At 67.5% G+C, this 20,033-nt stretch carries 21 protein-coding genes; 16 read left to right on the forward strand and 5 right to left on the reverse strand.

Annotation, left to right across the window (positions count from 1 at the left end; translation table 11 throughout):
* Nucleotides 1-3: 3 nt before the first annotated feature.
* From ACJ9NR_RS23015 to ACJ9NR_RS23050, 8 genes are all read left to right on the forward strand, one after another.
* Complete coding sequence (locus ACJ9NR_RS23015) at nt 4-450, forward strand: TadE family protein (protein WP_412494227.1); 447 nt, start codon at nt 4-6, stop codon at nt 448-450.
* 143 nt (nt 451-593) lie between these two features.
* Complete coding sequence (locus ACJ9NR_RS23020) at nt 594-971, forward strand: TadE/TadG family type IV pilus assembly protein (RefSeq protein ID WP_412494388.1); 378 nt, start codon at nt 594-596, stop codon at nt 969-971.
* A 14-nt stretch (nt 972-985) separates the two neighbouring features.
* A complete protein-coding gene (locus tag ACJ9NR_RS23025; protein ID WP_412494389.1) occupies nt 986-1,465 on the forward strand; it encodes a TadE/TadG family type IV pilus assembly protein in 480 nt (159 codons plus the stop codon).
* 3 nt (nt 1,466-1,468) lie between these two features.
* A complete protein-coding gene (locus tag ACJ9NR_RS23030) occupies nt 1,469-2,173 on the forward strand; it encodes a hypothetical protein (RefSeq protein WP_412494228.1) in 705 nt (234 codons plus the stop codon).
* A gap of 401 nt (nt 2,174-2,574) precedes the next feature.
* A complete protein-coding gene (locus ACJ9NR_RS23035) occupies nt 2,575-2,994 on the forward strand; it encodes an SsgA family sporulation/cell division regulator (RefSeq protein ID WP_412494229.1) in 420 nt (139 codons plus the stop codon).
* Between the two features lie 275 nt (nt 2,995-3,269).
* Nucleotides 3,270-5,039, forward strand: a complete 1,770-nt coding sequence (locus ACJ9NR_RS23040; protein WP_412494230.1) for a hypothetical protein — start codon at nt 3,270-3,272, stop codon at nt 5,037-5,039.
* Complete coding sequence (locus ACJ9NR_RS23045) at nt 5,039-5,641, forward strand: hypothetical protein (RefSeq protein WP_412494231.1); 603 nt, start codon at nt 5,039-5,041, stop codon at nt 5,639-5,641. Before ACJ9NR_RS23040 ends, ACJ9NR_RS23045 begins: the two co-directional genes overlap by 1 nt.
* Before the next feature lie 34 nt (nt 5,642-5,675).
* Nucleotides 5,676-5,990, forward strand: coding sequence for a hypothetical protein (locus tag ACJ9NR_RS23050; RefSeq protein ID WP_412494232.1), 315 nt, complete (start codon nt 5,676-5,678; stop codon nt 5,988-5,990).
* 290 nt (nt 5,991-6,280) lie between these two features.
* Here ACJ9NR_RS23050 and ACJ9NR_RS23055 read toward each other — a convergent pair whose 3' ends face one another.
* Nucleotides 6,281-6,619: a hypothetical protein gene (locus ACJ9NR_RS23055; protein ID WP_412494233.1), complete on the reverse strand. Its 339-nt coding sequence runs from the start codon at nt 6,617-6,619 to the stop codon at nt 6,281-6,283.
* Between the two features lie 65 nt (nt 6,620-6,684).
* Here ACJ9NR_RS23055 and ACJ9NR_RS23060 point away from each other — a divergent pair, with 65 nt between their 5' ends.
* On the forward strand, nt 6,685-7,002 hold the full coding sequence (locus tag ACJ9NR_RS23060) for a hypothetical protein (protein ID WP_412494234.1): 318 nt from the start codon (nt 6,685-6,687) through the stop codon (nt 7,000-7,002).
* Nucleotides 7,003-7,242: 240 nt separating this feature from the next.
* Nucleotides 7,243-7,929 carry a hypothetical protein gene (locus ACJ9NR_RS23065; RefSeq protein ID WP_412494235.1) on the forward strand — a complete coding sequence of 229 codons (687 nt, stop codon included), beginning with the start codon at nt 7,243-7,245 and terminating at the stop codon, nt 7,927-7,929.
* A gap of 20 nt (nt 7,930-7,949) precedes the next feature.
* On the opposite strand, the gene ACJ9NR_RS23070 is transcribed toward ACJ9NR_RS23065, so the two are convergent.
* Nucleotides 7,950-8,153, reverse strand: coding sequence for a DUF397 domain-containing protein (locus tag ACJ9NR_RS23070; RefSeq protein WP_412494236.1), 204 nt, complete (start codon nt 8,151-8,153; stop codon nt 7,950-7,952).
* Nucleotides 8,154-8,160: 7 nt separating this feature from the next.
* Complete coding sequence (locus ACJ9NR_RS23075; RefSeq protein ID WP_412494237.1) at nt 8,161-9,012, reverse strand: helix-turn-helix domain-containing protein; 852 nt, start codon at nt 9,010-9,012, stop codon at nt 8,161-8,163.
* Between the two features lie 234 nt (nt 9,013-9,246).
* Between ACJ9NR_RS23075 and ACJ9NR_RS23080 the strand changes: the two genes are divergently transcribed.
* From ACJ9NR_RS23080 to ACJ9NR_RS23090, 3 genes are all read left to right on the forward strand, one after another.
* Nucleotides 9,247-9,675 carry an ATP-binding protein gene (locus ACJ9NR_RS23080; protein ID WP_412494238.1) on the forward strand — a complete coding sequence of 143 codons (429 nt, stop codon included), beginning with the start codon at nt 9,247-9,249 and terminating at the stop codon, nt 9,673-9,675.
* 494 nt (nt 9,676-10,169) lie between these two features.
* Nucleotides 10,170-11,993 (forward strand): reverse transcriptase domain-containing protein, encoded by a 1,824-nt coding sequence (locus ACJ9NR_RS23085; RefSeq protein ID WP_412487980.1) that lies wholly within the window; start codon nt 10,170-10,172, stop codon nt 11,991-11,993.
* 231 nt (nt 11,994-12,224) lie between these two features.
* Nucleotides 12,225-12,566 carry a hypothetical protein gene (locus ACJ9NR_RS23090; protein ID WP_412494239.1) on the forward strand — a complete coding sequence of 114 codons (342 nt, stop codon included), beginning with the start codon at nt 12,225-12,227 and terminating at the stop codon, nt 12,564-12,566.
* A gap of 31 nt (nt 12,567-12,597) precedes the next feature.
* Here the strand turns inward: ACJ9NR_RS23090 and ACJ9NR_RS23095 are convergent, their stop codons facing one another.
* The gene (locus ACJ9NR_RS23095) at nt 12,598-13,599 is read right to left on the reverse strand and encodes a hypothetical protein (RefSeq protein ID WP_412494390.1); all 1,002 of its coding nucleotides are present in this window, start codon (nt 13,597-13,599) and stop codon (nt 12,598-12,600) included.
* 47 nt (nt 13,600-13,646) lie between these two features.
* On the reverse strand, nt 13,647-14,309 hold the full coding sequence (locus tag ACJ9NR_RS23100) for a hypothetical protein (RefSeq protein ID WP_412494240.1): 663 nt from the start codon (nt 14,307-14,309) through the stop codon (nt 13,647-13,649).
* A gap of 374 nt (nt 14,310-14,683) precedes the next feature.
* Here ACJ9NR_RS23100 and ACJ9NR_RS23105 point away from each other — a divergent pair, with 374 nt between their 5' ends.
* The 3 genes from ACJ9NR_RS23105 to mqnC all read left to right on the forward strand — a co-directional run bounded on the left by ACJ9NR_RS23105 (nt 14,684) and on the right by mqnC (nt 20,033).
* On the forward strand, nt 14,684-17,695 hold the full coding sequence (locus ACJ9NR_RS23105; protein WP_412494241.1) for a BTAD domain-containing putative transcriptional regulator: 3,012 nt from the start codon (nt 14,684-14,686) through the stop codon (nt 17,693-17,695).
* Nucleotides 17,692-18,435, forward strand: coding sequence for a prepilin peptidase (locus ACJ9NR_RS23110; RefSeq protein WP_412494242.1), 744 nt, complete (start codon nt 17,692-17,694; stop codon nt 18,433-18,435). Before ACJ9NR_RS23105 ends, ACJ9NR_RS23110 begins: the two co-directional genes overlap by 4 nt.
* A gap of 398 nt (nt 18,436-18,833) precedes the next feature.
* On the forward strand, nt 18,834-20,033 hold the full coding sequence (gene mqnC / locus ACJ9NR_RS23115) for a cyclic dehypoxanthinyl futalosine synthase (protein ID WP_412494243.1): 1,200 nt from the start codon (nt 18,834-18,836) through the stop codon (nt 20,031-20,033).

A 20,033-nucleotide genomic window follows, 5' to 3' on the forward strand; every position in this document is an offset into this window, starting at 1 on the left:
TCGATGCGCGTACGCCGCTGGCTGCGCCGCCGGGTGGAGGCCGCCTCCGCCCGCGGCGATTCCGGCATGACCGCGATCGAGTTCGTGCTGCTCACGCCCGTCCTGTTCTTCATGATTTTCGCGACCGTGCAGTTCGCGCTGTACTTCTTCGCCGACCACGTGGCGCAGGCGGCGGCGCAGGCGGGCGCCCGCAAGGCGCGTGCCACGGCGCACGACCAGCCCGGCGCGTGGCGGGGCGAGGCGCGGGACGTGGTCGACAGCTACATCAGCCAGCTCGGCCCGCAGCTGGTGCTGTCGCCGGACGTGACGCTGCTGCAGCCGGAGCAGAACACGGTGGGCGTGGAGATCTCCGCACGGGTGCCGACGGTGTTCCCGGGGCTCGACCTGACGGTGCACGCGCAGTCGTCAGGACCGGTGGAACGGTTCGTCCAGGACAACGGGGGGAACTGATGGGGCCTTCTGCGGGGCGCGTTACCGCGTGGCGCGACCGGGTCATGCGGGGCGCGGACGGCGAACGGGGCGAACGGCGGGAACGGCGGGAACGGCAAGGCCGGTGCGGTGGGGACGACCGGTGCGGTGGGGACGACCGCGGCCTGTCCACCATCGAGGTGGTGATCCTGGCGCCGGTGATGATCCTGTTCATCCTGGTGCTGGTGGCCTTCGGCCAGCTGGTCGACGGCCGTGGCGCGCTCGACGGCGCGGCACGGGACGCCGCCCGCGCGGGCTCGATCCAGAAGGACCACGCGACCGCGATCGCCGAGGCGAAGAAGGCGGCACAGGCGGACCTCTCCGACGTCTGCTCCGGGCCGGTGTCCGTCGTACAGACGAGCGCGGGCTTCGAGCCGGACACCATCTTCTCGGTGGAGGTCAGCTGCCAGGTCCGGGGCCTGGCGATGCTGGGCCTGAACGTCCCCACGACGCTGAAGGCGAGCTTCAGCTCGCCGCTGGACCCGTTCCGGAGGACGGCGTGAGGCACTGGCACTTCATGCGGGGACGGGTACGGGTGCCCCGACCCGTGAGTACGTGGCTGTCCGCCCGCCGCGCCCATCTGGACGACCGCGGTTCGGGCGCGGGCGCGGTCATCATCTTCGCCATCGTCTTCCTGTCCCTGTCGGCCTTCGTCATCGACGGCGGTCTGTCCATCTCGAAGCGGGAGCGGGCCGCGGACATCGCCGAACAGGCGGCGCGCTACGCCGCCCAGGACATCGACCGCGAGGCCCTCTACGACAACCGGGCGGGCCCCGCACCGATCAACTACCAGGACTGCGACGCCCGTGTGAAGACCTTCGCCCGGCAGATGAACATGTCCGGCGCCGACATCGCCGCGAGCCACTGCGTGTCCGCCGACGCCCAGCAGGTGCGGGTCGAGGTGCAGTTGACGTACACGCCCGTCTTCACCGGGATGTTCTACGGCGGGGACGTGGTGGTGCACGGCCAGGCGCTGGCAGAGAACGAGGTGGGCTGAGCCGTGCTCGGACGGAGGAAGCCCGAACCGGTCGTCGAAGCGGTGCCATGGGAACGGGTGGCGCTGTTCTCGGTCACCGACCTCGTGCGCCCGTCGACCCTGCGCCGCAAGAAGCTGACGGGGCAGCCGGCGGTACGCGTGGCCACGATGGTCGGAGGCGTACGGCACTTCGCCCCGTCGGTCCTGGTCTCCGCCACGCGGGAGGAGATCCCGTCGTACGCGCTGTACGACGCCACGCGGCCGGAGACCCCGGTGTGCTCCCTCAGCCCCGAGAAGGGCGGCGCACGTTACCGCGTCGTGGACGCGAGTGGCACGGAACTGGGCCTGATCCACCGCACCCCGGCCGCCAAGCGCACCATCCAGCACGGCTGGTGGCTCCAGCAGCCCGGCCACGCGGACGTCGTGGCCCGTTACCACTGGGCCAAGGGCGGTGTGAAGGACGTCGCCGAACGGGGCGTGGACACCGTGGTCCGCGGCGCCGGCAAGCTGGTCGAGGGCGTCGTCGACTCCGTCCTCAGCTTCGGCGCCGCGGACACGGGGGCGGGGGGCTCGTACGTCCCCAGGCCGATCACCTGGATCGCGGAGGGCGACGAGGAGCCGGTGGCGCTGACGGCGGGCCATGTGGACGGCATCAGGACGTACGCCCCGAGGGCGAGCTGGCTGGACCGCCGGCTGGCGTTCGCGCTCGGGGTGCTGCGGGAGGCGTGAGCGACGGGCCGGTCGGCCGACGGCGACGTGTCGGCGAAGCGCGGTACGGAGCAGGGGACTTCGGCGCCACCCAGACGCTCCAGGCCGTCGAGGAGGTTCAGGCGCTTCCAGGCGGCGCTTCCAGGCCGTAGAGGCGTTGCGGGCGTTCCAGGCCGTAGAAGCGTTGCATGCGTTTCGGGCGGGCGAGCGGGCATACGCGAGTTCCAGCCCATAGCCCCGACAGCCACCCATGTGACGCACGCCACGAAAATCACCACTCGTTATGGCGTAATCCAAACCCCTCTCCGCGCTCTACATGAACACAGGCCCAACTGGCCCCCGCCCGACCCGACATGCCCACCCTCCCCCTCCGCCGTCCGCCTCTTGCCACCGCCCCCCTGTCCGAAAAGAGAACCCTGCCCGTGTACATAGCCCTGGAGCAGCCCACAGGTGCCCACCTGCTCACGCCCGACGACGAGGAGGTGGCGGTGCCTGTGACCCTCCGGTACACCTCCGACGACCCCCTGGCGGTGCACCTGGTCTTCCCGGCGTGGATCTCGCTGGACGACGAGGAGGTGACCTGGACCTTCGCCCGCAGTCTCCTGGAGGAGGGCCTGAGCGGCCCGTCGGGCCTCGGCACCGTACGCCTGCGCCCGCACGGCCCGTCCCACTCCCGCACCGTCGTAGAACTCCACACCCCGGAGGGCACGGCGGCGGTCCGCTTCGACACGACCGCCCTCCGCCGGTTCCTGACCCGCTCCTACGAGGTCACGGAGCGAGGCGCGGAGCCCGTGGAGCCGGCACTCGACCAGGGATGCGCACCCGTGCCGAAAGGCGCGTGAAAAAGGCGCAGTTGTCGGCCGGGAGGCCAAAGCCTCAGCCGGCCCGTGGATGCGGGTGAATCCGTCAGCATTGGCGAAGGTTTCGTGAAGCACGACCGTACGGTGTCGGCGTGGTGCCTGTGCGCTTCAGCCGTAGGGGTGCCGACAAAACCGTTGGCACTAGCGAAACCGCACGCTCCACGGATAGCCTCCGGAAGGCTTGGATCGCACCCGTCCCAATGGTGCGGCACCGCTCAACATCTGCACATGAGTGAGACATTGACCTGGGGGAGTGCATGCGCCCGGACGGCGGCGGGGGAGATTTCCGCGGTATCAACCCGGACAGGCTCGGCGATCTGATCAGAGTGATCAACACGAGCACGGGCGACGGTGGTGCAGCTGCCCAGCCGCACATCAACAGCTGGATGAGCCAGGCACGCCGGCTTCAGATGGACACCTCTCGTCTGTCGAAGATGACCAGGCACCTCAGCTGGGCGCACGACCAGCTCCCCATGCTCCGCCGCCGGCACAGCCTGGCCATGGACGAGGAGAAGCGGGACAAGGAGATCGGCCTCGGCGGCGGCATGGTGTCGGCGGGTGCCGGGGACATCGGCCGGTACAAGTCCCAGTCGGAGGCCCGGAAGGCCGCGAAGAAGGCCGCAAAGGCCTACAAGGACGGCGACATGAGCCTCGCGGACTACATGAAGCAGCTCGAGGCCAACCAGTACGACCCGGACTACTGCAAGGCCGCGATGGACGAACTGGGCGACACCGCGCTGTACCGCCTCCAGGACGGCCCGATGATGTACAGCCCCGACAACCCCGAGGCCGGCACCCGCGTCCTGGCCACGGCGGTGGCCACGGCCATGCGCGCCGGAACGACCTTCAAGGACGACTACGGCGACGAGGACCTCCAGCACCTCTCCGGTCTTCTGGCCTACGCCGACTTCCCGACGGACGTCGTGGCCAACCTCGGCAAGCAGTGCCTGGCCCCGGGCAACTACATGTACGGCGAGAAGGTCTGGGAGGCCATGGGCAACGACCCCGCAGCCTCCACCAAGTTCCTCCACGACAACATGGACGTCATCCCGGCCTGGATGAAGGACGACTCGGACCACCACGGCGGGCTCCCGGACTTCCAGGCGAAGGCGTTCGCGGGGGTCATCAAGGCGGGCACGCTGGACGACATGGGTGCGGATCCGAAAATGGCCGCGGAGAACGCGGAGAAGCTGATCACGTACTACGGAAAGCATCCCGACGAAAGCACGCACCCGGAGGTCCAGGCTGCCTTCAGCCAGATCATCATGACTCGCTGGGACGACGTCCAGTCGATTCTCACGGACCCTGCCCCCGCTGATCCCGGTTCCGGTCACATTTCGGTGTCCGATGACTACATGCGGGCCTTCATCAACGAGTCGATGCACAATCCGAAAGCCACTGCCGAACTACTGGCGTTCAGCAAGCAGAAGTCCAAGGATCTCGCTCTCAGCAATCCCGACAACCCTGAAGCGCTGCACGCGAGTGGAATGATCGACGGGGTGTTCAGCTCAGAGGCCATGTTGGTCTACAAGGAAGTGAAGAAGAAGAACGCGGACGATGCCGCCAAGTGGAATTCCACGCTCACCGGCAAACTGAAGACAGCCCTCGGTACCGGCGTCGAGGTGGCGTTCGATCCCGGTGCTGCTGCCACGACGGTGTCGAAGGCTGTCATCAACGACGTGATCGACACCTTCACCTCAGACCTGCAACTGGTGGACCAAGGAAAGAACCCGGCGCCACCCTCCGCATTGACTTGGCGTGACGAGTGGATGCGTGCGACCCAGGCTGCATACCTCAAAAATGGCGCCATTGGGGACCCGCAAAAATATGCCGACGCTTACTGCGGCGGCAAACCCTTCTTGCAGAGTGACGGGCCCGATGCGGGATTGATCGTGACTCATGCTTCTCCGGAGCAGCTTCGGGCGTACAACGAGTGGCTCAAGGACCAGAACCTGGCACAGGCGTCCAACGAAGAGTTTCAGCAACTGGATCAGGGACGGCTCAATGGAACTGAAGGAGGGAATTGATGAAAAGCGATTATCGCGGCTTTTTTCTGTCGGCTGCTGCACTTCTTACCCTTTCCACTCTCGCTGCAGGGTGCAGCGATGGAGGAATGAGCGTCTCTGATGGCAAAAAAGCCGCCGACGAATCCCGTCGACCAGTCGCGAAAACGTACTGGAAGCTGCACAAAGCCCTCGGTGACCAATTCTATTTGACGCTCGGTGTCGGCGGTTTCACCGGTTGCGCGGATCCGAGTTCGAAGGATTCACTTGTTTACGTTGTAGATGAACCCGTCGAAGGGAAGTCGAAAAAGCAAACCGACGAACAGTTCGTGGCGATGGTGAAGAGTCGCCTGAGCGCTGTCGGTTGGCAGCTCAAGCCAGCCGGTAATAAGAGACAATCGGCGATGAAAAACGGTGTCGAGGTTCAGTTGAACCTGCTGAACCGCACCGCCGGGGAAGGCGCTCTGGCCCGCCTAGACGTACGGGGAAAGTGCACGAACGTTGGTCCGGCCAAGGGCGATATTTTCGATGCCTATGGCGGGTCGAAGCGAGATGAGTACCGCTCCTCCTCTGCGTCGCCCACCCCCATACCGTCCTTCCTCGATTCGGATGCGACGACTCCCTGATCCCCTAACGTTGCCCGCACACGACTGGAGTCCCATGACCGACAAAGCGCCGAGCCCTGCATGGCAAGAGTTGGATGCGCTCTACCAAGAAGTGTCCAAAGACATCGCCACAGTGGCCGACGTGCTCAAGACTGCCGACAAGCAGATGGCCGGCGGCAAGGGCGATGTCTGGGTCGCTCCCAAGGCGCGCGCTTGGGGGAGCGATCTGCATGGAGCTCATACCGATCTGTCCAGGCAGGCGCATGAGCTTCTGGCCGAAGTGAGGAGTCGGCGTGCCTCGCATCCGAAGGAAGTGACGCAGGCCGAGGCCGACAGCGAGCGTAGGTTCCTCGCCGGGCGGATGGGCTGAACGTGAGAAGGTCTCTGCTGCTCGTCACACTCAGTGCGATGGTCCTCAGCGCATGCTCGAGTGGTGATAACAGACTGAGCGTGGAGGAAGGCAAACGTCTTGCCGAGAAGACGAGACGCCCCATCGCAGAGACGTACTGGCAAGTTCACGGAGCGATCGGAACTGCGGTTACTCAAGGGGACGGAGACGGGAAATTCACAGACTGCGATAAAGTCAAGAATGACTCGATGGTCTACAGGACTGAAAACCTTTTGACTTCCGAAAAGGGAGACAAGGAATCTTCAGAACATCTAGCGGATATAGCGGCAGCGAAGCTGGTCAGTATCGGGTGGAAGCTTGAGCCTTCCAGTGGAGTTCGTCGATCGGCCACCCGGAATGGCATAAAGGTGGCGCTGCGTCCAACGGAAATCAATGACTGGTCGATAATTCTGCAGGTACAGAGTAAATGTGTGAATCTTCGGGTGTGCTCGAGCATGCATATGATACGACGACTCCGGATCGGTACAGAGGTTCGCAAGCAGCGTCATCGCCAGTGCCGACAGGTTTCCCCGATCCTGGGAATTGACTTTGTGTTCAATTCGCCTTGAGGTGTTGACGGAAAAGAGGTAGCGGATTCCGATGTCGATCACCTTCCCCGATCCCCACGCGGTGCCCCGAAGCACGCGCAAGGCGCCGATTTACTGAACGGAGCTTCATGACTGACAAGAAGGTGCCGAGCCCGATCTGGCAAGAGCTGGACAAGCTCTACCAGGAAATGTCCAAGAACATCGGCACGGTGGCCGACGCCCTCAAGACCGCCGACAAGCAGATGGCCGGCGGCAAGGGCGATGTCTGGGTCGGTCCCAACGCGCGCGCGTGGGGGAGCGATCTGCATGGAGCTCATACCGATCTGTCCAAGCAGGCGCATGAGTTTCTGGCCGAAGTGAGGAGTCAGCGCGCCTCGCATCCGAAGGAAGTGACGCAGGCCGAGGCCGACAGCGAGCGTAGGTTCCTTGCCGGGCGGATGGGCTGAACCTCGTACGCCGTCTGCTGACCGCAGCTGTCCTCGTGATGACTGTCAGCGTGTATCGACCCGACACGGCTCGGGTCCGGCACGTGATCGCTTCGAGGTGCGTCGAGGCGGTCCTTCGGTTCTGTGCGTCGAGCAGGAAAGTACCGGCAGTCCCGGCCGCACCGTCCCGCCGATCGACTGTGACGACGACGCTTTCGGCCGCCTCCTGTCCGATCTGTTCACCCGCCGGGGAAACGCCGCATGAACCTGCCCGAGATGACCCAGCCCGCCTACTACACGGAGGAGCGCTCGGCGCTGCGGTGGCCGCTGGTGTTGCACGGCTTCTTGTGGCCCCTGCTCCTGGTGGCGTCGTTCACAACGCTGGCAGTGACCGGTGACTACGTCTTCATGATCGGCGTGATTCTGGGCATTTTCGGCTCCGTGGGTCTCGGCGGCATTCACCTGGCCGAGAATCGGCCCGTCGGCATTCGTGTCGACTCGGCCGGAATCTGGATCGGCGGCATCCGGCGCTACGAGCGCGCGCGGGCGGGAGTGAAGCCGCAGACGAAGCTGTCACGGGCGAGAGCACAGCGGCGGCAGGTCTTCTTCTGCCCCTGGGACGCGGTGCAACGCGTGGAGGTGATCACCGAGCGCCGGGAGATCCGGAAGTTCGCCAAGCTCGGCGAGGGCGTGGGCGCGTCTCGTACGGAGACGGCGAGCCGCGCCATCAGGCTCGGCCTCCTGACAGCTCCGTACATGCGAGCTGTCCTGGTGCTCAACGTCGACCTCTCCGCCGCGTCCGTCCCGCGGTTCCGCCCACCGGCGGAAGGCTCCTTCTGGAAGCCCGGATCACCCCAACGCTTCGCTCCCTCTCCCGTCTGGTGCGTCCCCACCCGCCATCCCGAGCAACTACGCACCGCTCTCGCACAGGTCACGTCACGTCCCTGATGCCGTGCCGCGGTTGCGGGTCAGGCCGTCTTGCGTGGTGTGTTCGTTTTGAGTACGTCGACGAAAGCGATGAAGGTTCCGGTCGGGAAGGAAAGGGTGCCCTGAGAAGGGTCCTTCGAGTCGCGTACGGCTATACGGGCGTGGCGGTTCGCTATCTCCACGCAAGCGTTGCCCTCGCCGCCGCCGGAGTAGGACGACTTGCGCCAGGTATCGGGGGTTGCCATGGTGGCCTCACAGCTCTTTCGCCAGCCGCTTGATGAAGTCACGTGAACGCCTGGGCTCCAGTGACACTGCCTCCACTCTACGGAAGAGCGTTCGAAAGCGGCCGAGTTGGGCTTCGGCATCGACGAACACGGTCCCGTGGGGCCCGTCGCGTACGACGGTGTCCAGCTGGGGGACCGGTCCGCCGGCGTACACCATGGTGCTTCCCGCTCCGGCGAAGCCGTCCAGGTCGAACGGGATGACCCGCACGGTGATGTGGTCGTCCTCGGACAGCTCCAAGATGTGGGTGAGCTGCGTACGTGTCGCGGCGCGGTCGCCGACCCGGATGCGTAGCGCCGCTTCGTGGATCACCGTCCGGTACGGGGTGGCGTTGGCGGAGCCGATGATGACCTTGCGCCTCATGCGGTGCTCCACCCGGCGCTCCAGCTCGCTCTCCGGGAAGTCCGGATTCATGTAGGAGAAGAGCGCCCGGGCGTAGGCCGCTGTCTGGAGGAGGCCGGGGATGTGGACGAAGTCGACGTCCCATCGGTAGTCGGCGTGGTGCTCCAGCTCGGACAGGTCGAGGAATGACGTAGGCAGATGGCCTCGGTACTCCTCCCACCAGCCGCGGGTCCGGTCGGCAGCCATGGCCACCAGCGCCTCGGTCAACTCGGCGTCCGCGCAGGCGTAGTGAGCGGCGAGTCGTCGTACGCGTTCCTCACTCACGCCCGCCGTGCCGAACTCGATCTGGCTCACCTGAGCCGAGTCCGTACCGAGCAACGCGGCGGCCTCGCGCCCCTTGAGTCCGGCAGCCTCCCGCAGTTTGCGCAGCTCAGTGCCCAGACGTTGCTGGCGTGCGGTGGGTTCCTTCCTGCGCGCCATGGTTTCCTTCCCGGCCTCAACAGCACCGATGCAGCACTTCGTTCGGGTGGAAGACTATGGCAACGACTTGCTCGGTCCCAAAATATGGCCCTACTGTCGGTGGCGCCCCGAGCACCCTGCGAAACCGGGACTTCGGAAGCGCACCACTCCGTCATGCCATGACGGCTGCGGCACTGTCACCGCCCGCGAGCGCAGCGACCTGCCAACCTCCCTCTGCCTGACAGGAGTTCAGCCATGCCGGAAACCGACCCCTGGGAGTACTCCCTCCACATCCCGAACGACACTCGTGCCGTCACCGTCTGCCGCCGCACCCTCCGTCTGATCCTCACCATGCACGGCCTGATCGCCCTGGTCGACACGGCGGAGCTGCTCGCGGCGGAGTTGGTCTCCAACGCCGTACGCCATACCGAGGGGCCCGCGGCGCTGCGGGTGCGCTGGTCGGCCGGCGTGCTGCGGGTCGGGGCGTGGGACGCGAGTCCGGAACCGCCCGGGCCGCCGGGGGAGTCGGGGTGCGTCACCGACCTGGAGGCGGGGCGGGGGCTCGCTCTGGTGCGGGCCTGCTCCGATCTCTGGGGGTGGCAGCCGCTGGCCAGGGGCGGGCATCGCGGCAAGTACGTGTGGTGTGAGTGCGCCCTGGAGGCGTCTGAATGTATCCCCGGCTGAGCCGGGAGGGATTTGGAGGATATCCCTGGGTCCAATGACTTACCTGAAGTCGAAAGGCGGAGGGGACCGTAGCATGTCAGGAAAGCGGTGACCGGGTCCAGGTATTAGGGACGGTGCGCCGCGAGACCCGCGCGACATGGCGAAAGCTGGATTGCCTGAACCCCAATCTCCAGTCGACTAAAAGACAGGTCCGCCGGAAAGATACCTGATGCCGGCGCCGTTCTCTGCACGGGCTACGTTGCACGGCCCGCGCAACTCCAGGGGACGGGGCGATTCCCAGTGAGGGAATTCAAGGAGATGAATGGGGCGCCTAAATCGCGCTAGAACGTACATTCAGACGAAACAGGGGATCACCTAAAGGGCGCGAGCCCCATGGTGACGGAGTGCCCGTAGTAGTCGCAGGAGTAACGACCTGCCAAGGGGTCCGGGAAAACCGGAAACAGGGCGAAGGGGCACAGGTGATGTGGGATCAACAAGACCGGGAGGTATGCGAAATGCAGAACGCCGAAGCGGTGCTTGAGATCCTCCGTGAACGCGGCAGGCGGAACCTGCCATGCAATGAGCTGTATCGGCAAATGTTCAACCCGCAGTTGTATCTGATGGCCCACGGACGCATCTACTCCAACCAGGGGGCGATGACGCCCGGGGTCTCAGGGGAAACCGCAGACGGCATGTCACTGGACAAGATCGAACGCATCATTGATGCGCTACGTCACGAGCGTTTTCGATTCGAGCCGGTGCAGCGGACCTACATCCCGAAAAAGAACGGGAAGAGGAGACCGCTGGGCCTGCCGTCGTGGACGGACAAACTGGTCGGCGAGGTCATGCGCCTCCTGCTGGAGGCGTACTACGAGCCGCAGTTCTCCGACCGGTCCCACGGCTTCCGTCCCGACCGAGGCTGCCACTCGGCACTACGCGAAGTGGCAGTGGTGTGGACAGGGACAACCTGGTTCATCGAGGGGGACATCTCCCAGTGCTTCGACTCGCTTGACCATCAGGTGATGCTCGACACCCTGGGTGAAAGAATCCACGACAACCGGTTCCTGCGGCTCGTGCAGAACATGCTCCGAGCCGGATACCTAGAGGACTGGAAATGGAATGCCACACTCAGTGGCACACCGCAAGGTGGGGTTCTCTCACCCATCCTGTCCAATATCTACCTGCACAAGCTGGACACCTTCGTCGAAACAATCCTCATGCCGGAATGCACCCGTGGAAAGCTCAGGGCGAGGAACCTTGAGTACCGCGAGGTCGAAGCGGCTATCCAGCGGGCACGCAGGCGCGGAGACCGCGCCGAAGTGCGCGCCCTGCGCAAGCGGCAGCACAGCCTCCCGAGCCAGGATATGTCCGACCCGGGATACCGCCGCCTACGCTATGTGAGATACGCCGACGACACCCTAATCGGGTTCACCGGACCGAAGGCTGAAGCCGAGGAAATCAAACAGCGCCTGACTCAGTTCCTGCGAGACGATCTCAAGCTGGAACTTTCACAGGAGAAAACGCTGATCACCCACGCCGGAACCGGCAGGGCGAGATTCCTCGGATACGAGATCACGATCCACAAGAACGACAGCAGGGCAGAACGGAGATCAGGCCGCAGGCGCAAGCGTCGGTCGGTCAACGGCACCGTTGAACTGCGCGTCCCGAAGGACGTGATCAAGGCAAAATGCGCCCCGTACCTGAAACGCGGAAAACCCGCGCGGCAGACCTCGATGCTCAACTACGACGACTACACCATCGTCAGCATCTACGGCGCCAGGTACCGCGGAATCGTTCAGTACTACCTGCTCGCCGGTGACGTCTTCCGACTGAACCGGTTGCACTGGGTCATGCAGTCCTCGCTGCTGTGCTCCCTGGCGAACAAGCATCGCTCGACCATGTCGAAGATGGCCCGCAAGTACAAGGTCACCATCGACACCCCGGCCGGGCCTCGCAAGTGTCTCCAGGCCGGCATCACCCGTGCCCCGAGCAGGAAACCGCTGATCGCACAGTTCGGTGGCATTCCACTCAAACGGCAGAAGTCCGCAGTCCTGAAGGACCGCGACCCTGCCCACAGTCCCCCTCGTCGGCGCGAGTTGACCAGGCGGCTGCTGGCAGGCTTCTGCGAACTCTGCGGACAGACCGAGAAAATCCAGGTCCACCAGATCCGCAAGCTCGCAGACCTCGACCGGCTCGGGCAGGAACAACCCAACTGGGCAGCCCTCATGGCCAGGAAACGACGCAAGACACTCGTGGTCTGCTCAACCTGCCACGACGGCATCCATGTTGGACGCGAAACCGCAGCTCACGGCAGTCACTGGAGAGCCCGTTGCGATTAACGTCGCACGACGGGTTCGGGAGGAGGTCGCTGGGAAAAGGGGCAGCTCCGCTGCCACCTCGCCCGGCGGCCCACCTCACCCTCGTAGCGGCGTAGACCGTTGATCAAGTCGTACGGAAAGGAGAGCTGATGGTCGGCTCGCTGCATGAAGATCTGGTCGTCGAGTCCCGGGGGGAGCGGGACGAGGGCGAGCGCGGCAGCTGGGCCTACGACCTCTGCCGAGAATGCGGGGATGCTCGCGCAGTTCGTCGAATCCTGCTTGGTCGATGCCCAGGCCAAGGAGATCTGGAAGGAGCAGATGATGGCGGTGAACTACTTCTTCCGGCACGAGGTCGCCGAGAAGGTGCGGGAGGAAGGGTGGGAAGAAGGCCGAGAAGAGGGGCGGGAGGAAGGTCGCCTCGAAGATCGCGCCGAGATGACGCTGCGCATTCTGGAGTGGCGCGGCGTCTCTGTTCCGAGGTACGTGCGTGAGCGGGTGGAGGCCTGCTCCGGTCTGGCCCGGCTGGAGGTCTGGGCGCAGCGCGCCGTCCACGCCGCGTCCGCGGAGGACCTGTGCGTGGACGAGCCGGGCTGACGCGAGCTGGGCAGACGTGAGCCGGGCCTGTTCAGCGGTTGACGGCCTGGATCTCCTGGACGTTCACGTCCTGCGTCGTGTCGAAGGTGCCCTCGGGGAGGGTGCCGTTGGCTTTGCCCGTTCCTCGCCAGGTGACGTGCCAGGTGATGCTGGCCTTGAGGTGGTACGGGGTGCCGTTCGTGGCGTGCAGGTAGGTGATGCCGCAGGGCGGGGTCTTGTCGGCGTCGCCCTGCGTGTACGGCGTGCCGATCGAGCCGTCGTCGTTGATCCTGCAGTCGCCGGAGGACGGGTAGGTCGTCGCGTCCTGGGTGCCCGGCTCCAGGTGGAGGGCGACCGGCTTGGCGGTCGTCTCGGCCCAGAGGTTGGTGCGGGGGAGCTCCGCGCGGACCGTGATCGCCTTGAACTTGCCCTTGTCCTGCCACACCCAAGTGGGCAGGTTGACGGTGGACTTGGCGGTGGGCTTGAGTTTGATCTCGGTGTCGGGGACCTGCACCTTGTTGTAGGCGTACTCGGCGAGCATCTCCGGGGTGGGGGCGTGGGGCACCTTGGGGACCACGTTGGCGTCCTGCCAGAACATGATCCTGCCGCAGTCCCAGGAATCGGGGTCGCTCTTGTCCGGTGCGACGCTGCGCCAGAAGTAGCCGTCCTTGCCGAGGTTCCAGTTCTTGTAGCCCTCGGCGACGGTGTTCGCGTCGTCGAAGTTGTGTTCCGGTTTGCCGTCCCGGTAGTGGTCGGTCCAGAGTTGCTTGCCGAACCAGGACTCGTGGATGCCGACGTCGCCGTCGCCGTCGTTGCGGTTGACGAAGTCCTTCAGCTCCTGGCCGGTGAAGACGGGCTCGTACCAGCAGGCCGGGGGCTTCCAGTTGACGTCCACGGAGGAGAGGCTGCCGCGCTTGCCCCGGGTGGGGCCGCTGATCTGGCGGACCTTGATGGTGGAGTAGCTGGCGGAGGCGTAGACGCTTTTGCCGTTGGAGCCGCCGTGGGCACCGGACGTGGGCTTGTCGGCGTACGCCGTGCCCGCCGTCCAGAGCAGACTCCCCGCCGCGATGACCGCGCCCCACCGCACATGCCTGAAGGAGATCACTCCTGGCACTCCTTCGCCTTGGCCGTAACAGTGATCGTCTGGGCCTTCCACACGGGCGACGCCTTGGTGGATGCCATGAGGATGCTGAACTTCAGATAGCTGCTCAGGCTTTCCTTGGTGTAGAGGACCTTCCCGGTCTTCACTTCCTTGCCATATGCCTTGGCCTGGTTCTCGCAGAATGAAACGTGTACGAGTTTCACGTTCTTCGACTTGTCGGGGCTGCTGGCCTCGGCCCGGTAGTAGCGGTCCGTGCCGGTGAGTGTCCAACCGCCCTTGACGTATGTCTTGATCTGCGAGTTCGCGTACCGGGCGGCGTCCCCTGCCGAGTAGAACTGGAAGGCCGGGTCCTGGGCGTTCTGCTTGGTGATGCCGTGGTTCAGGGCACGGATGTAGTTGGCTGCGTCGTCCAGCGCCGCAGCGCTGTCCGGGTCCGACGGCTTGTCGAAGTCGAAGACCAGCTTCAGATCTTTGGGAAGGCTTACGTCGGGCCGGTCGATCGACGGGGAAGCCGACGCCGAAGCCGAAGGGCTCCCCGACCCCGTGTCCGCCCCCTTGATGTCATCCGGCGAGGACTTCCCGCCGCCACCGCACCCGGTGAGCAGAAGAGCCGCCGAGACGGCGAACGCGGCAGCGGTGGTCGGCAAGGCGCGGCGGGCCACGGTGATCTCCCCCGGAGTCGGCTGTGTGCAACGGGGAACGAAGCTATCAGGGGGCGGTAAGAGGGTCTGGCGTGGCGGTGGGGGATTGTGTGGGGGATGTGAGGAGTCTGGCGTGACCGGCGCGGGAACAGGGATCGTAGGCAAGTGAACCCGTGATGGCGACGGAATCGCCGGGGTGAATCGGGCTTAGGGGGCACGGGGTGACTTATCGGGTGGCAGGCGTGTTCGCTTCGTCCTGTCCGGTCTTCGACGTCCCGGATAAGAGTCCAGACGTCCCAAATAAGAGTCCATAAGATCTCTGTAGGCTCGACCCGGGCTCACCACACCTCACAGCCACCGCACCTCGCACACACACGACACATCAGGACACCGCCATGCCGCGACGCAGCACCTCAAGCTCGACGGGACGCTCGACGGGCAACTCGACGGCCTCGACGGGGCCGAGGAACCGGACGCCTCAGGCCGTCCGTGTCCGGCGGCGCTCGTTCGGGGACTTCGTCAAGGCGTTCTTCGCGTTCGTGGCGTTGCTCGCCCTCGTGGTCGGGGTGCCCGGGGCGCTCGCCGTGCTGATCGGGTGGCCGCTGCCGCACGGCGTGCCGAGTCTGGACTGGCTGCGGCAGGAGATCACTGTCACGACCTTCCTGCACATCCTGACCGTCGTCGTGTGGCTGGCCTGGGCCCAGTTCACCGCGTGTGTGCTCGTCGAGGTGAAGGCGGCGCTCTCCGGGGTGGGGGTGCCCGGACGTGTTCCCGGGGCCGGGCCCAGTCAGCTGCTCGCGCGCCAGCTCGTCGCCGCCCTGCTGCTCGTCGGCGCGACCGCCGCCAGCCTCACGCCGGGGCTGTCGCAGCTCGGGCACAGCCTGGAGGGGAACCAGAAGCCCACCGTCGCCGCGGCGCAGGCGACGCCCGGAATCCTCGCCCAGCAGCAGGAGCAGGCAGCCAGCACCGCCGCCGCCCTCGCCGAGCAGGCCTCGCACGCGCAGGCCGACGCCGGCAGCACCGCCAGGCAGCACGGCGACACGAAGTACTACCGGATCCAGCCGCCCGAGGGGCGCCACCACGACTCCCTCTGGGAGATCGCCCAGCGGCATCTCGGCGACGGACGGCGGTACAAGGAGATCTACGAGCTCAACAAGGACCGTGTCCAGCCGGACGGTTCGCGGTTGTCCGAGGCCAGCCTCATCCGGCCCGGCTGGATCATGGAGATGCCCGGTGACGCGCACGGCGGCGAACTCGTCGAGATGCCCGACGCCCATGTCCCGCACGGCGTCCAGCAGCAGATCCACGACTACGCCAAGTCCGGCGGTCAGGCCGCCCACGACACCGACCACGCCCAAGGCAGCCACGCCCAGGGCGGCGACCAAGCTCAGGGCGGCGACCACGCCCAAGGCGGCGGCCACGGACAGCAGGCCACCGTCCCCGGGCAGCGCCCCGCCCCCGACAGCGGCCGACAGCCCACCGCGCCGGCCGCGACCAGCGGTGCAAGCGCCTTCGGCAGCGCCTTCGGGCTGCCCCAGGCCCTCCTCGGCGCGCCCCTCCTCGCCGCCGGTCTCCTCGGCGCCCTCGGCCGGCGCCGCCGGCAGGCGCTGTGGCAGTCGGCCCTCGGTGCCGTCGGCGGTCGGCGCGGCATGGAGCCGCCGACGCCGACCGGCGACGCCGCGGACGCGCAGGACGCCCTGCTCATCGGCGCCGACCCCGACGGCGTACGACTGCTGGACCGGTCGCTGCGGGGCCTGGCCGCCCAGCTCGCCGGTGAGTCGCGGGCCCTGCCCACCGTCTACGCCGCCTGGCTCAGCAACGGCGATCTGCATCTGCAACTCGCCCAGCCTGCCGGGAAGCCGCCCGCGCCCTGGCAGCTCGGGCAGGACCAGACGTTCTGGATGCTGGCCCGCAGCGACGCCGAGCGGTACCAGGACGTCGACACGGCCGCCCCGTACCCGGGCCTGGTCAGCCTCGGCACCATGGACGACTCGCGGCTGCTGCTCAACCTGGAGTCCGTGCCGGGCATCGTCTCCCTCAGCGGCCGCGAGGCCGACCGGGCCGCCGTCTTCGCCTCCGTCGCCGCGGAGCTGGCCACCAACGGGTGGTCGGACCGCATGACCATCACCCTCGTCGGCTTCGGGGAGGACCTGACTCCCCTCGCGCCCAACCGCCTGCGCCACCTCGACGGCATCGACGACCTCATCGAGACGATGGAGGCCGAGACCCGGCAGCGGCGCGGGGCGCTGGGGGCGGCCGGCCACGACTCGGTCCTCACCGGGCGTACCGGGCCCGCCCAGCACACCCGCTGGGCGCCGCATCTGGTGCTCCTCGCCGCCCAGCCGTCGCCCGAGGACGCCGCCAAGCTGGCCGAACTCGCCTCCGACGCGAGCCGGCTCGGCATCGGCTACCTCGTCGGCACCGAGTCCGGCGATCTGCCCGGCGCCGCCTGGGAGATGGAGGTCACCGGCGAGGGCAAGCTGCTCGCCCCGCTGCTCGGGCTCGAACTCGACGCGCAGCTGCTGCCGTCGGCAACCCAGCGCGCCGTCGTGGAGCTGTTCGTCGAGGCCGACCCCGAGCACGACCCGCAGGGGCCCGCGCCCACCCCGCCGTTCCTGGTCGACGTCAGCGAGCAGGGGCGCCCGGCGGTGTACGCGCGCCTGGTCGGCCCGTACGAGATCATCGGGCTCGACACCCCGGACGGCGAGCGCAGCGCGCTGCTGCACGAGGCGCTGGCGCTGCTGCTCCTGCACCGCGAGGGCGTGCACCCCCGGGTGCTGGCCTCCGCGCTGTGGCCGCGGGGCGTCACCGAGGACGTACGGGACGCACTGCTGGAGCGTCTGGCGGGCTGGCTCGGCGCCGATCCGGACGGCAGCCCGCGGCTGTCCGCCGACGCGACCGGGCGGCTGGTGCTCGCCAAGTCCGTGGTGTCCGACCTGGACGTGCTGCGATCGCTCTACCACGAGGCCACGCAGGGCAAGGGCGTCGACAGCCGCGCGGTGCGCGGGCGGCTGCTCACCGACGCGCTGGTGCTGGTGCGCGGCCCGCTGCTGGCCGACCGGCCCGAGGGGCGCTACCGCTGGCTCACTCACGAGATCATCGACGCCCAGCTCCCGCTGCTCGTCGCGGACATCGGACTCGCGCTGTCCGCGTTCCACCTGGAGAAGGACCGCGCGGAGCGGGCGATCGAGGCGCTGGGCGCGGCCCTCAACTCCGCGCCCGCCGACGAACGGCTCTTCAACGAGCTGCTGCGCGCCACCCACGCCACCGGTGACACCGACCGCCTTCAGGCCCTCGCCGCCGACCTGGTGGGCCGCAGCGGCGCGCGCGGACTGCCGCCGCGCACCGAGGCGTTGCTCGACGAACTGCTGCCGTCGTGGCGCAGCGGCGTCGCCGCCGTGGGATGAGCGGCGGGGTGAGCACGGCCCTGCTGACCGCCCTCGCCGCCCTGTGGGGCGCGGCGGCGGGAGCGCTGCTGCCCCGGGCCGCGTACCGCTTCTCCGTGCCCTCAGGCGAGGAGTGGCGCGCCGCCTGCCCCGGCCGGCACCCCGTGACCGGGTGGCTGGGGCGGGCGCGCTGCGCGCGGTGCGGGCCCGCGGAGGCGGCCTACGCGAGCGCGGCGCCCGTGATCTTCGCCACCGCCCTCGTCTGCGCCGCCCTCGCCGCCGCCACCGGCACCCGGCCCGAACTGGGCGTGTGGCTGCTGCTCGGGCCCGCCTGCGTGCTGCTGGCGGTCGTCGACCTCCGGGTGAGGCGGCTGCCGGACGTGCTCACGCTGCCGCTGGCGGCCGCCGCGCTCGTCCTGCTCGGCGTGGCCGCGCTGCTGCCCGAGCACGCCGGCGACTGGCTCACCGCGCTCTACGGCGCCCTCGCGCTGGGCGGCGCCTTCTTCGTGCTGTTCCTCATCAACCCCGGCGGGATGGGCTTCGGCGACGTCAAGCTGGCGCTCGGGCTGGGCGCGGCCCTGGGCTGGTACGGCTGGCCGACGCTCGTGCTGGGCGCCTTCGCCGCGTTCCTGCTCGGGGCGCTGTACGGGGGCGCGCTCGTCGTCGTGCGGCGGGCCGGGCGCAAGACGGCCATCGCGTTCGGACCGTTCCTGATCGCCGGGGCGTTCGCCGGAGTCCTCGTCGGGGCGTACGCCGCCTGACGTCGCCTGATGTCGTGTGGTCCGCGCCGCCTGATGCCGCGGGCCCGCGCGGCCTGATGTCGTGTGGCTCGCGTCGCCTGACGTCGCGTGGCTCGCGCGGCCTGATGTCGCGTGGTCCGCGTCGCCTGGTGCCGCGGGCCCGCGTCGCCTGATGTCGTGTGGCCTGCGCCGCCTGATGTCGTGTGGCTCGCGTCGCTTGACGTCGCGTGGCTCGCGCGGCCTGATGTCGTGTGGTCCGCGCCGCCTGATGCCGCGGGCCCGCGCGGCCTGGCGTCGGGAGCGCGAAACGGCTGGCGTACGCTGGTCTGGTCTGCCCACCCGTCTCCCACCACCAGCCTTGTTCCGAGCGCTCCGCGCCCATCCCCTGCCTTGATCTCCTTGACGAAAGGGACGCCCCGGTGACCGAGAAGGCCGACCTTCAGTCCGTCCTCGACCGTGCCGCGGCCGGCGGGCGGATCACCCCGGAAGAAGCCCTCGACCTCTACCGCGACGCCCCGCTGCACGCCCTGGGGTCCGCCGCCGACGCCGTGCGCCGCCGTGAGTACGCGGGCACCGAGCACATCGCGACGTACATCATCGAGCGCAACATCAACTACACCAACGTCTGCGTCACTGCGTGCAAGTTCTGCGCCTTCTACGCCGCCCCCAAGGACACGGAGAAGGGCTGGACGCGCGACCTCGACGACATCCTGCGGCGCTGCGCCGAGACCGTCGAGCTGGGCGGCACGCAGATCATGTTCCAGGGCGGGCACCACCCGGACTACGGCGTCGAGTACTACGAGAAGCACTTCGCGGCCATCAAGAAGGAGTTCCCGCAGCTCGTCATCCACAGCCTGGGGGCGAGCGAGGTCGAGCACATGGCGCGGATCTCGAAGGTCTCCGTCGAGGAGGCGATCGGCCGCATCCACGCCGCCGGGCTCGACTCCTTCGCGGGCGCCGGCGCCGAGCTGCTCCCGGAGCGGCCGCGCAAGGCGATCGCGCCGCTGAAGGAGTCCGGCGAGCGCTGGCTGGAGATCATGGAGACCGCGCACCGGCTGGGCGTGGAGTCCACCTCCACCATGCTCATGGGCACCGGCGAGACCAACGCCGAGCGCATCGAGCACCTGCGGATGATCCGTGACGTACAGGACCGCACGGGCGGCTTCCGCGCCTTCATCCCGTACACCTACCAGCCCGAGAACAACCATCTGAAGGGCCGCACGCAGGCCACGATCTTCGAGTACCTGCGGATGATCGCCATCGCCCGGCTCTTCCTCGACAACGTCCGGCACATCCAGGGCTCGTGGCTGACCACGGGCAAGGAGATCGGGCAGCTCTCCCTGCACTACGGCGCCGACGACCTCGGCTCGATCATGCTGGAGGAGAACGTCGTCTCCTCGGCCGGTGCCAGGCACCGCTCCAACCGGCTGGAGATCATCGACCTGATCAGGAAGGCCGGGCGCGTCCCGGCCCAGCGCTCGACGACGTACGAGCACCTGGTGGTGCACGACGACCCGGCCGACGACCCCGTCGACGAGCGGGTCATGTCGCACATCTCCTCCACGGCGATCGCGGGCGGCACGGCCCACCCGGAGCTGAAGCTCCTCGCCTCCAACTGA

The sequence above is a fragment of the Streptomyces sediminimaris genome (genome assembly GCF_047049295.1).
GTDB lineage: Bacteria > Actinomycetota > Actinomycetes > Streptomycetales > Streptomycetaceae > Streptomyces > Streptomyces sediminimaris.